This is a genomic window from Cupriavidus nantongensis (genome assembly GCF_041726985.1).
GTDB lineage: Bacteria > Pseudomonadota > Gammaproteobacteria > Burkholderiales > Burkholderiaceae > Cupriavidus > Cupriavidus nantongensis_A.
In genome coordinates, this window is record NZ_CP168303.1 from 597,888 (window position 1) to 611,497 (window position 13,610).

Annotated in this window: 12 protein-coding genes; 7 read left to right on the plus strand and 5 right to left on the minus strand. The window is 67.9% G+C overall.

What is annotated here, in order from left to right:
- Positions 1 to 8: 8 nt before the first annotated feature.
- Positions 9 to 629 carry a MotA/TolQ/ExbB proton channel family protein gene (locus ACEI37_RS13840; protein ID WP_026164567.1) on the minus strand — a complete coding sequence of 207 codons (621 nt, stop codon included), beginning with the start codon at positions 627 to 629 and terminating at the stop codon, positions 9 to 11.
- Positions 630 to 1,702: 1,073 nt separating this feature from the next.
- Here ACEI37_RS13840 and xseA point away from each other — a divergent pair.
- From xseA to ACEI37_RS13865, 5 genes are all read left to right on the plus strand, one after another.
- Positions 1,703 to 3,088, plus strand: a complete 1,386-nt coding sequence (xseA, locus tag ACEI37_RS13845) for an exodeoxyribonuclease VII large subunit (RefSeq protein WP_373379360.1) — start codon at positions 1,703 to 1,705, stop codon at positions 3,086 to 3,088.
- A 200-nt stretch (positions 3,089 to 3,288) separates the two neighbouring features.
- Entirely contained in the window at positions 3,289 to 3,870 is a 582-nt protein-coding gene (gene sodB / locus ACEI37_RS13850) for a superoxide dismutase [Fe] (RefSeq protein ID WP_012351891.1), read from the plus strand.
- A gap of 471 nt (positions 3,871 to 4,341) precedes the next feature.
- Positions 4,342 to 5,436 carry a porin gene (locus ACEI37_RS13855; RefSeq protein ID WP_373379361.1) on the plus strand — a complete coding sequence of 365 codons (1,095 nt, stop codon included), beginning with the start codon at positions 4,342 to 4,344 and terminating at the stop codon, positions 5,434 to 5,436.
- A gap of 53 nt (positions 5,437 to 5,489) precedes the next feature.
- Positions 5,490 to 6,470: a tripartite tricarboxylate transporter substrate binding protein gene (locus tag ACEI37_RS13860; RefSeq protein WP_373379363.1), complete on the plus strand. Its 981-nt coding sequence runs from the start codon at positions 5,490 to 5,492 to the stop codon at positions 6,468 to 6,470.
- 94 nt (positions 6,471 to 6,564) lie between these two features.
- Positions 6,565 to 8,292, plus strand: coding sequence for an amidohydrolase (locus ACEI37_RS13865; protein ID WP_373379364.1), 1,728 nt, complete (start codon positions 6,565 to 6,567; stop codon positions 8,290 to 8,292).
- 507 nt (positions 8,293 to 8,799) lie between these two features.
- On the opposite strand, the gene ACEI37_RS13870 is transcribed toward ACEI37_RS13865, so the two are convergent.
- Positions 8,800 to 9,744 (minus strand): LysR substrate-binding domain-containing protein, encoded by a 945-nt coding sequence (locus ACEI37_RS13870; RefSeq protein ID WP_373379365.1) that lies wholly within the window; start codon positions 9,742 to 9,744, stop codon positions 8,800 to 8,802.
- A 77-nt stretch (positions 9,745 to 9,821) separates the two neighbouring features.
- Positions 9,822 to 10,835, minus strand: coding sequence for a LacI family DNA-binding transcriptional regulator (locus ACEI37_RS13875; protein WP_373379366.1), 1,014 nt, complete (start codon positions 10,833 to 10,835; stop codon positions 9,822 to 9,824).
- Positions 10,836 to 11,049: 214 nt separating this feature from the next.
- Between ACEI37_RS13875 and ACEI37_RS13880 the strand changes: the two genes are divergently transcribed.
- On the plus strand, positions 11,050 to 11,991 hold the full coding sequence (locus ACEI37_RS13880) for a zinc-binding dehydrogenase (RefSeq protein WP_373379367.1): 942 nt from the start codon (positions 11,050 to 11,052) through the stop codon (positions 11,989 to 11,991).
- Positions 11,992 to 11,997: 6 nt separating this feature from the next.
- Here ACEI37_RS13880 and ACEI37_RS13885 read toward each other — a convergent pair whose 3' ends face one another.
- Positions 11,998 to 12,381, minus strand: a complete 384-nt coding sequence (locus tag ACEI37_RS13885) for a hypothetical protein (protein ID WP_373379368.1) — start codon at positions 12,379 to 12,381, stop codon at positions 11,998 to 12,000.
- A gap of 287 nt (positions 12,382 to 12,668) precedes the next feature.
- Between ACEI37_RS13885 and ACEI37_RS13890 the strand changes: the two genes are divergently transcribed.
- On the plus strand, positions 12,669 to 12,950 hold the full coding sequence (locus ACEI37_RS13890; RefSeq protein ID WP_373379369.1) for a hypothetical protein: 282 nt from the start codon (positions 12,669 to 12,671) through the stop codon (positions 12,948 to 12,950).
- Between the two features lie 5 nt (positions 12,951 to 12,955).
- Here ACEI37_RS13890 and ACEI37_RS13895 read toward each other — a convergent pair whose 3' ends face one another.
- Positions 12,956 to 13,564: a UdgX family uracil-DNA binding protein gene (locus ACEI37_RS13895; protein ID WP_373379370.1), complete on the minus strand. Its 609-nt coding sequence runs from the start codon at positions 13,562 to 13,564 to the stop codon at positions 12,956 to 12,958.
- Between the last annotated feature and the right edge of the window lie 46 nt (positions 13,565 to 13,610).

Here is a 13,610-nt window from a genome sequence, read left to right on the forward strand (position 1 = left end):
TGCCGCGCTCAGGCGCGGCGCTGCGGCAGGATGGCGTCGAGGAACGAGGTGGCGCGGAATTCCAGTTCGGCCACGTAGTCGTCGACGCGGCGGCGGAAGTAGCGCCAGAAGATCAGCGCCGGGATCGCCACGATCAGCCCGAAGGCGGTGTTGTACAAGGCCACCGAGATGCCGTGCGCCAGCTGCTCGGGGCTGGTGCCGGTGCCGCCCTGGCTGCCGAAGATCTCGATCATGCCGATCACCGTGCCCAGCAGCCCCATCAGCGGCGCTACCGAGGCGATCGTGCCGAGTGCGTTCAGGTAGCGCTCGAGCTCGTGCGCGACCACGCGGCCGGCTTCCTCGACCACGTCCTTGGCGGCATCGCGCGAGGTATGCGGCTGCAGCACCACGTGGCGCAGCCCGGCGGCCAGCACGCGCCCCAGCGGTGAATTCTGTTCCAGCGTGTTGACCACTTCCGGCGTGGCACGGCGCTGCTGCGCGGCCGCCAGCGCTTCTTCATAGAGCTTCGCCGGCAGCACCTTGCTGCGCTTGAGCGACAGGAACCGTTCGACGATCAAAGCCAGCGCGATGACCGAGGCGAGCAACAGCGGCCAGATCGGCCAGCCGGCCGCTTGAATGATGGAAAACAATTGGACCCCCGGGATCGACAACCGAATTACGAAACCCCAAACCACCTGTCGGCATGCCTTGAGGCGCGTCGGCATGATGCCTTGCTGCGCGCTCCGGCATTGCTCTGAAAAAACAGGCGCCACTCTAACCCGCGGCCTGGCGCGCGGCAAGGGACGAAGCGCGCCTGTCTCCGGCGCGCATCGTGTCACTGCCGCGCAGGCTGCTGCTTTCCACAGCCGGCAGGGACAGTGTTGTGGATCGATTGTGGAAAGCTGCCGGACAAGATGGCTAACTCATTGATCGGAAAAGGCAAAGCAGGTGCTGCTTAAATTTTATGCAATAGCGTTCGGCAGCCGCTGAGGCGCATCCGGCACGTGCCGCAGCGACTGCTGCCACGGTTTCAGCCCCGGCTTCTGTGCGTAAGCGCACGACTTTCCACAAAGCAGCGGGACAGTACTGTGGAGCGCTTGTGGAAAGGTGCCTGAGAGTTTTCGTAAGCCATTGATTCCAAAGGGACTCGGAACCCGTGCTTAAAAAACAGGCAGACAGGCTTATTCGCCGTAGGCCGGCACTGCGGCGAGCCGGAGCGGTCCAAGGCGGGGCTTGTCCACAGCGAGGAGGGAGAGCGCTGTGGATGGCTTGTGGACAAATCCGGGAGAAGTTGCACAAGTTCTTGAATAGCAGCGGTTTTTTTGGTGGTGCCGAGAAAATGTGCAAATGCAGCAGAAGCGTTCCATGACGGAGCTGCCTTCTAGCGCCCGTCGGCCGGGCGCAGGGCGAGGCGCTTGGCGCATCCAATATGCGGGCTACCCGCCACGCAGCCCGAAAAAGTGTTCTCTACAACGCATTTTATCCAGAGCGGCTGTGGATAACTTTGTGAACAAGCCCTTGGGCGGCGATGTAAGTGGTTGATGCAAAAGAGAAATGGTTATATTGCCTAATTTTTGTTGCGCTCATAAACCGCATAAGAATCAAAGGCTTGCACGAACCCATGCGGCTTCCCGGGTAGCCCTGTGCCATCAGCGCTACCCCCTTGACATTGCAGTTATGCTGTGGACATGTCTGATCCACGCCGCACGTCCGCGGCTTCGCCATGTCTGACCTGCCGAATTTTTCGCGTGACCCTTCCGCCACCACACCGCGCAGCGGCCGCGAGGTGATCCCGGTCGGTGAACTCAACCACGCGATCGCGCGCGTTTTGGAACGCAGTTTCCCGCTCGCCTGGGTACGGGGCGAAATCTCAAACTTCACCCGCGCCGCCAGCGGCCACTGGTATTTCTCGCTCAAAGACGCGCGCGCGCAGATCCGCTGCGTGATGTTTCGCGGGCGCAACCAGCATGTCGACTTCCAGCCGCGCGAGGGCGAGGCGGTCGAGGTGCGCGCCGTGGTCTCGATGTACGAGGCGCGCGGCGAGTTGCAGCTGGGGGTCGAGGCCATGCGCCGCGCCGGCCTCGGCAATCTGTATGAAGCCTTCCTGCGGCTCAAGGAAAAGCTGTCGCAGGCCGGGCTCTTTGCGCCGGAGCGCAAGCGCCCGGTGCCGGCGCAGCCGCGCACCATCGGCGTGATCACGTCATTGCAGGCCGCGGCGCTGCGCGATGTGCTGAGCACGCTGCGGCGGCGCGCGCCGCATGTGCCGGTGGTGGTCTATCCGGTGCCGGTGCAGGGCACGGGCGCGGCGCAGAAGATCGCCGACATGCTCGACGCGGCGGCCGCGCGCGCCGAATGCGACGTGCTGATCCTGTGCCGCGGCGGCGGCAGCATCGAAGACCTGTGGTCGTTCAATGAAGAGGTGGTGGCGCAGGCGATCGCGCGCTGCACGCTGCCGGTGGTCTCCGGCGTCGGCCACGAGACCGATTTCACCATTGCCGATTTTGTCGCCGACGTGCGCGCGCCGACGCCCACCGGCGCGGCCGAGCTGGTCAGCCCAGATCGCGCGCACCTGCTCGCGCAGACGCTGCGCGCGCGCGATGCGCTCAGGCAATGCCTGCGCCGCGGGCTGGACCTGCGCGCGCAGCACCTCGACTGGCTGGCGCGGCGCGTGCGCAGCCCGCAGGCGCAGCTGCAGGAGCGCCGCGCGCAGGTCGACAATCTGGCGCGACATTTGCGGTCGGCATTGCGTGACACCGTGGTGTCGCAGCGCCATCGCCACCAGTTGCTGGCGATGCGCTGGCGCGCATGCCGCCCCGACGCCGCCGCGGCCCACGCCGACGTGGCGCGCCTGTGGCAGCGGCTGCAGGCCGCCGCGCTGCGCCAGCACGAGCGCGCCGGCCAGCGCCTGGCGCGCAGCGCCGGCGCGCTCGAGTTGCTGGCGCCGCAACGCACGCTGGAGCGCGGTTATGCGGTGCTGCTCGACCAGCGCGGACGCGCGCTGCGCGCCCCCGCCGAGATCCGTGCCGGCAGCGTGGTTGAGGCGCACCTGGCCGAAGGCGTGGCCGACCTGGCGATCGCCGGCGTGCAGGCCAAGCTGCCGGATTTCTGAGCCGCCGCGCGGCGCCGGGAACGCCTCCCATGCGCGTGCGGCACGGGTCCGAAAGGGCGCGCCGAAATCTCCCGGAAAGCCGCGCGCGGACAAACTAACATCGGAGCAGGGGGCTTTGCGCCGCGGTTTGCGTGGGTCTTGCAAGTCCCCTACAATCGGCAATTCCGGACCCAACAACCCCAACCCACAGAGACAGAACAATGGAACACAAGCTCCCCCCGCTTCCGTACGCGCATGATGCACTGGCTCCGCACATCTCCAAGGAGACGCTGGAGTTCCATCATGACAAGCACCACCAGACCTACGTCACCAACCTGAACAACCTCATCAAGGGCACCGAGTTCGAGAACGCGACCCTGGAAGAGATCGTCAAGAAGTCGTCGGGCGGCATCTTCAACAACGCCGCCCAGGTGTGGAACCATACCTTCTACTGGGATTCGCTGAAGCCCAACGGCGGCGGCCAGCCGACCGGCGCACTGGCCGATGCCATCAACGCCAAGTGGGGCTCGTTCGACAAGTTCAAGGAAGAGTTCACCAAGGTTGCCGTCGGCACCTTCGGTTCGGGCTGGGCCTGGCTGGTCAAGAAGGCCGACGGCTCGCTGGACCTGGTGTCCACCTCCAACGCCGCCACGCCGCTGACCACCGACGCCAAGCCGCTGCTGACCTGCGACGTGTGGGAGCACGCCTACTACATCGACTACCGCAATGCCCGTCCGAAGTATGTCGAGGCATTCTGGAATGTCGTGAACTGGGACTTCGCCGGCAAGAACTTCGCTGGCTGATCCCCGGATCGTCCAGACCGCACGAAACAAAAAAGGGCCGCCAGGCCCTTTTTTGTTGTCCCGCGATTGCCGCACTTCGCGCACGCTCCACGCCGTGCGCACTTCCCGCACTACCTGTGTCCACGGCGTCCCATGGCTGGAACGCAGCGACACAAGACCGCCCACTACCGGGCCCCGCGCCCGCGCCCTATGCTGCCGATGTCCATGCCAGCATGGTCGGCCATCACGATAACAAATCGATATGGTGACCAAAAGAAAATGCGAATGGACGCTGCGATGGCCGATTTCTAGAATCCCCTCACGCTGCATCGCCGCGTACATCCGCCGCATGAGATAGCGCAATCAAGAATCCAGAAATTGCTGATGCCGTAGTCCGGGCAGGGGTCGCTGCTGCCCGCGATTTCGTGCACGGGGCGGGGCAGGCATCCCCGTATCGATTCGGACAGGCGCAAGACCGACACTGGAGACAACATGAAGAACCCCCTTGCGGGCGCCACCTTTGCGGCGCTCGCGGCCTGCTGCACCGTCGCTTCGGCGCAGAGCCACGTTACGCTGTATGGCCGGCTGAATACGTCGATGGAGTATTCGGACGCATCGACGGCGTCCGATGGCACCAAGCTGGGCGGCACCGGCCGCCTGACCAACAACCGCTCGGTGTTCGGCATGCGCGGCGAGGAAGCGCTGGTGGGCAGCGTCAAGGCGATCTGGCAGATCGAAAGCAATATCTCATTGGATACGGGAAGCGGGCAACTTGCCAGCCGCAATACGCGTCTCGGGCTGGCCGGGTCGGCCGGCAGCTTCTTCATGGGCAACTGGACCACGCCCTACCTGGAAGCCACGTCGTCCTACGATCCGTTCTATCCGACCACGGCCGGCTACATGGCGCTGATCGGCAACGGTTCGACGCCGACCTCCGACAACGTACAGGACACCAGCGCCTTCGACCGCCGCCAGAAGAACAGCCTGCACTACCGCAGCCCGAAGTGGAACGGCTTCAGCGGCGGCGTGACCTGGGGCGTCAATGAAGAGCGCACCACGGTGCCGCGCAACCCCAGCCTGTGGTCGTTTGCCGGGGCCTATGACAACGGCCCGCTGAACGTGGTGCTGGCCTACGAGCGCCACAACAACTACCAGACCGCGGGCCGCGACGACGAAGGCATGAAGATCGGCCTGTCGTACCAGTTCCCGACTACCAAGGTCTCCGCCATCTACGAACGGCTGCACTACCGCACCGCCACCGGTGACCTGAAGCGCGATGCGTACTACGCCTCGGTGGTGCAGAAACTGTGGACCGGCAGCCTGCGCGCCGGCGTCGGCTATGCCGGCAACGGCCGCGGCAGTGCCACCGAGACCGTCGGCTTCTTTCGCAGCGGGCCGGACACCGGCGCGGTGCAGGCCACCGTCGGCTACGAATACCCGCTGTCCAAGCGCACCTCGGTGTTCGGCTTCTACAGCCGCATCTTCAACAAGAAGAACGCCACCTACGACTTTGCGATCAACGAGCTGGGCATTTCCGCCGGCGCCGATCCGCAGACCTTTGCGCTGGGCATGCGCCACGTGTTCTGAGGGCGCTGCGCCCCGGCCCATTACCAAGACACCAACGATCCAGGAGACCCCACATGAGATTCCGCCACATGCTGCGCGCCACGCTGGCTGCCGCCTTGTGCCTGCCGCTGCTGCATGGCGCCGCGCACGCCGACAGTTATCCCGACAAGCCGATCCGCATGGTGGTGCCATTTGCCGCCGGCAGCGCCACCGACCTGCTCGCGCGCATCGTCAGCGCCGAGATGAGTTCCGCGTCGAACATGCAGATCGTGGTCGACAACCGGCCTGGCGCCGGCGGCACCATCGGCACCGCGGTGGTGGCCAAGGCCCCCGCCGACGGCTACACGCTGCTGCTGACCTCCGCCGGCCATGCAGTCAATCCCACGCTCTACCCGAAGCTGCCGTACGACACCACGCGCGACCTGAAGGGCATCTCCACGGTGGCGACCATGCCGTATCTGCTGGTGGTCAGCGCCTCCAGCCCGTACCGCACGCTCAAGGACCTGCTGGCCGCGGCGCGCGCCAGGCCGGATTCGGTCACCTACAGCTCGGCCGGCAGCGGCAGCTCGTCGCACCTCAGCGGCGAGCTGTTCAACGTGACCGCCGGCGTGCAGACCCGGCATATCCCGTACAAGGGCGCGCCGGCGGCGATTACCGATGTGATGAGCGGGCGCGTCGACATGTTCTTCGCGCCGTCGATCACCGCGCTGCAGTTCGTCAAGGACGGCAAGCTGCGCATCCTGGGCGTGGCCACCGCGGCGCGGGTGCCGTCGCTGCCGGACGTACCCACCATCGCCGAAGCGGGCGTGCCGGGCTATGTGTTCGATGCCTGGTTCGGCGTGCTGGCACCGGCAGGCACGCCCAAGGAGATCGTGGCGCGCCTGAACACGGCGATGCAGCAGGCGCTGGGCGCGCCGGCGACGCGCGACAAGCTGACGGCGCAAGGCGCCGAGGCCAAGCCGTCGACGCCGGCAGCGTTCGACAAGCTGATCGCCGCCGACATCGCCAAGCTCGAGCCCATCGTCAAGCGCTCGGGCGCGCAGCCGGGCCAGTAACGCTGCAGCACTGGCGTCCGTCCCTGCGGGCGCCGCTTCCACTGACACACGGAACACTGTTATGCGATGCATTGCACGGGCCCTGGCACATGCCATGGCGGTTGGTTGCCTGATGGCGGCCTGGGGAACACAGGCGCAGGCCGCCGCCGCGCACGCCGACCGTATCCTGGTCAACGGCACGGTGCTGACCATGGACGCCGCCGATACGGTGGCGCAGGCCATCGCCATCCGCGGCGAGCGCATCGTCGCGGTGGGCACCAACCCGCAGATCCGCCGCCTGGCCGGCCCGGCTACCGAGGTCATCGACGTGGGCGGGCGCACAGTGATTCCAGGCCTGATCGACACCCATATCCACGCCATCCGCGGCGGCCAGAGCTATGTCTTCGAGACCTACTGGTACGAGGGCGAAACCACCAGCCTGGCTTCGGGCCTGGAACAGCTGCGCAAGACCGCGCTGGCGCGCGGCCCGGGCAAGTGGGTAGCCGTGACCGGTTCCTGGCACCCCGACCAGTTCACCGAGAAGCGCGCGCCGACCCCGGCCGAGCTGACCGCGCTGCTGCCCGACAATCCGGCCTACGTGCAGTACCTGTACGACTACGCGCTGGTCAACGCCAAGGCGATCGAGGTGCTCAGGCTCGACCAGCCCGATGCGCTGCCGCCTGGCGTCCGCATGGAGCGCGACGGCGAAGGCCGCCTCACCGGCCGGATCTTCGGCGCGATCCGGCCGCTGTCGGCGCTGTTCGGGCGCATCCTGGCGCAGAGCCAGGTCGACCCCAAGGCCAGCCTGCAGGCCTTCTTCGGCCGGCTCAACAGCCTGGGCGTGACCGCGCTGATCGACCCTACCGCCGGACCTGGCCCTTCTTACGATCCGCTGTTCGCGCTGTGGCGCGAAGACAGCCTGTCGCTGCGGGTCGGCTACCGCATCCCGACGCTGGTCGCGGGCAGCGAGGCCGATTGGTTCCGCAACACGCTGGCCTACCTGCCGCCGCGCATGGGCGACGGCAAGCTGCGCTTCCTGGGGCCGGGCGAAATGCTGGTGTTCGGCATGGACGACGGCGTGAAGATGGGGCCCGGATTCCAGCCGTCGGCGAAGGACCGCCAGGAACTGCTCAAGGTGGCAACCTTTGCCGCCAGCCGCGGCTATCCGGTCGAGATCCACGCCTATACCGACGATGCCGCCAGCGCGATCCTGGATGTGTTCGAGGAAGTGGGCAAGCGCCACGACCTGGGCAAGCTGCGCTGGGCCATGGCCCACCTGAACACCGGCAAGCCGGAAACGTTCCGGCGCATGAAAGCGCTCGGGCTTGCCTACACGGTGCAGATGGGGCCGTACTTCGAGGCCAGCGCCATCGGCCACGCCAACGACCACCACGTGGCCGAGGCCGCGCCGCCGGTGCGGCTGGCCCTGCAGCACGGGCTGAAAGTAGCCGGCGGCACCGATGCCACGCGTATCGGCATTCCCGGCGTCTGGCGCGCGCTGGAGTTCCACGTCGGCGGCTATTCGATCGGCAAGGAGGTCCGACGCAAGGAGGACTTCCGGCTGTCGCGGCTGGAAGCGCTGCGGCTGTACACCGCCAACGCGGCCTGGATTTCGTTCGACGAGACTTCGCGCGGCACGCTCGAGGCGGGCAAGCTGGCCGACCTGGCGGTGCTCGACAAGCCCTACCTGACCGTCCCGGTCGAAGACATCCATCGCATCCGTTCGGTGCTGACGATGGTGGATGGAAAGGTGGTGCATGCCGATGGTGGCTTAGCTGCGCGTCGGGGGCGAAAGGGATCGGCTCTGCGTGTTCGGCAAGGCGGCTCTCTCATTGTGGGATAGTCGCTGTTGATGACATGCTGTCGGCTTTTGAACCGCCTGGTTCCGCCCTGCTGGGCGGGTCACTTTTTGGCCGAGCGGCATCAACGAAGTCGGGCCTTCAATAGCCCCACCTGCCAGCGCCAAGCGAGCGCAGCGACGCGTCCAGTGCCAGGGCCCAAGCTCTGCGATAGGGCCGGCGCGCAGCGCAGCCGAAGGCGTTCCTACGGTAAGGCCCGCAGCAGGGACCACTCCGCGCTCTGGGCTCGTTCAACCATCATTCCAACGCCCCTACCACCGTCGTGCACCACCGCGGCAGGCAGTCCCGCTATGTGAGGAAGTAAAGCCCCGTACGAAAGCCCCCAGGCACACTACGATAAGACATGCCGCCCGCAGGGCAGTAAACGCGCTTTTTGGTTACTTTTTGGCGCTCGGCCAAAAAGTGACCCGCCCAGGAGGGCGGAACCAAGCGGTTCAAACGCTGACAGCATGTCACCAACACCGCCCACCCCAAAACAACGCCAACGCCTACTAAGATCCACCCCCCATCTCCCCCAACACCCGACTATTCGGCCAATCCCCCTCCACCGCCAACTCCGTCGCCACACGCCTGAGCGTCTCCATCACCGCAAGCGAGGCCCGCGACGGCGGCCGCGCGGCCGCATAGCCGATCATCCGATGCAGCTCCAGCCCCCGGATCGGCACCGCCTGCAGCCGCTGCGCCTGCAGTTCATCCCGTATCGCCGCGGCAAAATGCACGGTCCAGCCGAAGCCGCGCGTCACCAGTCGCCTGGCTACCTCGATCGATTCCACCTCCATCGTGACCTGCAGCTCCAGTCCCTGGCGCGCCGCCAGTGCTTCCAGCGCCAGCCGCACGCCTGACTTTGGCACGCCGGTCAGGATCAGCGGCAGGCCCTGCAGCTGTTCGATCTCCACCGGCCCATCGCCCAGCGAGGCGTCGTCCCACGGCCCGATCGCGCACAGGCTCTCCGCCACCAGCGGCACCACCGAGACCCCGGGGCTCGACACCGGCCCGCTCAGCAGGCCGACGTCGAGCGTGCCTTGCAGCAGCGCATCTTGCAGCGTCGGTGCAAAGTTCTCCACCAGCCGCAGCCGGATCTCCGGATAGCGCTCGCGCAGCGTTTCGGCCAGCGGGATAAACAGCAGCGGCGCCAGCGCCGGCGTCAGCCCCAGCGCCACCAGCCCGCGCGGCGACGCGGCGAGGTCGGCGATGTCCACCTTGACCTGGTCGGCGTAGCGCAGCAGGAAGGAGGCGCGGTCCAGCAGCACCAGGCCCTCCGGCGTGGGCGTGGCGCCGCGCACGTGGCGCTCCAGCAGCCGCACGCCCAGCTCTTCCTCGAGCAGGCGGATCTGGCGGCTGAGCGCCGGCTGCGCGATATGCAGCGCTGCCGAGGCGCGGCCGAAGTGCTGCAGCGTGGCCAGCACTTTGAAGTAGCGAAGCTGTCGGAGATCCATGGTGTAGCTCTGCTGGGGGATTTGTGCAATCGATTGCACGAGATGTCAAAAAAACGGCGCCCTTGCGAACGCCAGCGTTACAGCGGCCGGGTCGAGCCCCGCACCACCAGTTCGGGCGCCAGCAGGGTCCGCGCCGTGGTGGTGGCGCTGCCATCCAGCGCACCCAGCATCAGCGCGGCGGCACGCGTGCCCATTTCGTAGAACGGCACGCGGATGGTGGTCAGCGCGGGAGACACCGCATGCATCAGCAGCATGTCGTTGTGTCCGACCACCGACAGGTCCGACGGGCAGCTGCCGCCCGCGGCGTTGACGGCCGCATAGCAGCCCAGCGCCAGGAAGTCATTGGCGGCCACCACCGCGGTGACGCGCCGGCGTTGCGCCAGCAGTTGCGCGCACGCGGCCTGGCCGGCCGCTTCCGTGTAGGCCGGCGCCCGCACCACCGGGCAGTGCGAGGCAGGCAGGCCCAGTTCCGCCACCGCCTGCAGGAAGCCCGCTTCGCGTTCGTGGCCAGTCGACAGATTGGACGGGCCGGCCACATGGGCGATGCGCCGGTGGCCCAGCGCGTGCAGGTGGCCCACGGCCAGCGCCATCGCCCGGCGGTGGTCGCCGACGATGCTGGACACGCGCCCGGCATCGTCGCTGCGGTTGACCATCACCAGTGGCACGCCTTGCGACAGGCAATGCTCCACCACCGGGTCGTTGCGCTCGGCGGTGGCCAGGATCAGGCCGTCGACCTGCCGCGCCAGCAGCTGGTCGACGATAAACATCTGGCGCGCCTTGTCGCCGCCGGCATTGGCGACGATCGGGATATAGCGGTGCCGCGCCAGCGCGTACTCGATGCCGAGCACGATCGGCGGAAACACCGGGCTGCCGATGTCCGGCACCACCACGCCGATGGTGCCCGAGCGCCGCGTGCGCAGCGCCGCGGCGATGCGATTGGGCGAGTAGTGCAGGTCCTGCGCCGCCTTCAGCACGCGCGCCACCAGTTCATCGCCGATGCGGTGGCGCGTCTGCGGGTTGAGCACGCGCGATACCGTCGACGGATGCACGTCGAGGGCCTGGGCAATCTGCTTGATGGTGGGTTTGCTCATCGCTGGGTGCAAGCGTGCGGCAGGCGCCACGCCATACCGCCTGGTTATCGGAATACCGGCAAAAAGTGGATTGGACGCAAGGCCGCGATGGTTCCTACAATCGGCCCGGATGCCACCAGGCTTTGCGCTTGTAGTGCAATCGATTGCATTGTAATCTGCCCGGGCGGCAATGCCAAGCCGCAGCCGGCCGGGACCAGCAACAGGAGAAACAGAGATGAAAGCAGCGGTATCGCTCGCCGGCCAGGCGCCGGTGTACCAGGAGTTCGACGACCCGGTCGCCGAACCCGGCAAGGTCGTGGTCCAGGTTGCCGCGTCAGCGCTGACGCGGCTGGACATGGCGATTGCCGAAGGCCGCCACTACCTCAAGCCGGGCGCGGGCCGCTTCGTAGTGGGGCGCGAGGGCGTGGGGCGCCTCGCCGACGGGCAGCGCGTCTACTTCAACGTCAATGCGCCGCGTGCGCCGTACGGCTCGATGGCGCAGCGCGCGCTGGTGGACCCGGCGCTCACCTTCTCGGTGCCGGACGGCATCGACGATGGGCGCGCGGCCGCGCTCGGCAATGCCGGCCTCGCGGCATGGCTGCCGCTGTCGTGGCGCGCGCGCATGCAGCCGGGCGAAACCGTGCTGGTGCTGGGCGCCACCGGCATCTCCGGGTTGCTCGCCGTGGCCGCGGCAAAGCTGCTCGGCGCCGGCCGCGTCATCGCCGCCGGGCGCGACGTGCGCGCGCTGGAACGTGCGCGCCGGCTGGGCGCCGATGCGGTAGTGCCGCTCGACCAGCCCGGCGACCTGCTCGACGCCTACCGCAATGCGGCCGACGGCAGCGTCGATATCGTGCTGGACTACCTGTGCGGGGCGCCCGCCGAAGCCGCGCTGCTGGCGCTCGGCCACGGCGGCCGGCTGGTCCATATCGGCACCACGGTCGCGCCGACCATCACCTTAGCCGGCGCCGCCGCGCGCCAGGCGTGCTTCGACATCATGGGCTTCGCGTACTACCACGCGCCCATCGCGGCGCAGGCGCAGGCCTACGCCGAACTGTGCCGGCATACCGCCGCCGGGCGCATGGAGATCGATATCGTCGCCGAGCCGCTGGAAGCGATCGGGCGCGTGTGGGCGGCGCAGGCCCGGGGCGCACGCCAGCGCTTCGTGCTGATGCCCTGAAGAAAATCAGCGCCCCTTGGCGTCCGGCACGCGGGTCTGGTCGATCGAGGCCCCGCCGGTGCCCTTGCGCGGCTTGCCGTGCAGGCCGTCGCGGTCGGCCTTGCCGGCGCTTTCCGAGGCCGGCTTGGGCTTGTCGCGGCCGGGCAGGCCGCCCGCGGTGTGCGGCTCCTTGGGCACGTCGCCGAGATCCCTGGCCAGCCCGCCAGGGTTGGTGGGCGTGGCACCCGGCGTGCTGCCCGGCGCCACGCTGGCGCCTGGCGGCGGTATGGTCTGGCTGCCCTTGGGGCCCTTGTCGGTGCGCACGCCGGTTTCGGGCTGCTGCGCCAGGGTGCCGCCGGCGAGCGCGCACAGCAGCGCGACGGCCGCGGCGAGGGGGATGGTGGATTGCATCTGGGTCTCCTGTCAAACGCTGCCATGCTGGTACGGCAAAAGCATTTGCCGGGCCATCTCGCGTGCTGCCGCACGGGGCCGCACGGGGCCGGACGGGGCACCGGCGCAACGCACTTTCTACAAGCGCCGGTGGTTGTTACAAGGACGCGGCGGCGACGGGCGATGCGGCGTCAGCAGGCGCGGGCCGCGGCGGCGCCAGTGCCGCGGCGGCGCCAGTGCCGCGGGAACGGAAGTTGCGCGCACTTCAGCGTTGGCCCGCGATTGCGGCCCACTTCAGCGGAGGCGTCATGAAGCACAGCAAGCACGATACGTCGAACGATCCGGCGCTGGACCGGCGCCAGGGCCTGGATGACCGTGAACTGAAGGAAAACGCCGCGGACAACCAGCGCGCGCGCGAGCGCGCCCGTGCCGACTGGGAGCATGCGGCATCACACCGCAAGGACGACCAACCGGCGCGCAAGCCGGACCTGGCCGGCAAGGGCGAGATGCCGCCGGGGGTCGGCTCGCGTGACCTGCACGATCCCGGCAGCCGCGATCCCGATGCGCCGCCAACCGTAAACCGGTCCTGACGCGGTCAGGGCTTCGCGCCGCGCGCCAGCCGCGCGGCAGCCTGCAGGCTGCGCACGATGCGGTCGAAGGCCGCGGCACGCGCCTCGTCGCTGCGCTGGCGCAGGGCAAACGAGGGGTGGTAGGTGGCGATCACCAGCCGCCCCTCGTGCTCGACCGGTGTCTCCATCATGCCTGCCAGCGTCACGCTCTTGCGGCCCAGCACCGCGCGCGCCGCGGTGGCGCCGAGCGCGACCACCACCGTCGGGTGCACTGTCTCCAGCTCCCGCTCCAGCCACAGGTTGCAGGCCTCGATCTCCTGCTGCGCCGGCGATTTATGCAGCCGGCGCTTGCCGCGCCATTCGAACTTGAAATGCTTGACCGCGTTGGTCATGAAGAGCTTGTCGCGGTCCAGGCCCGCGGCCTGCAGCGCTTCATCGAGCAAATGCCCGGCCGGCCCGACAAAGGGCGAGCCTTGCAGGTCTTCCTGCGAACCGGGCTGTTCGCCCACCAGCATGATGCGTGCATGCGCCGCGCCGGCGCCGGGCACGCCCTGGGTGGCGTTGCGCCACAACGGGCAGCGCCGGCATTCGTTCAGTTCGCCGCGGCTGACAGGCGGCTTGTTGCGCTCGGGCATGGCGGATGACGGTGGCGCAGCGCACGCGCTGCTACCGATCCGCTGC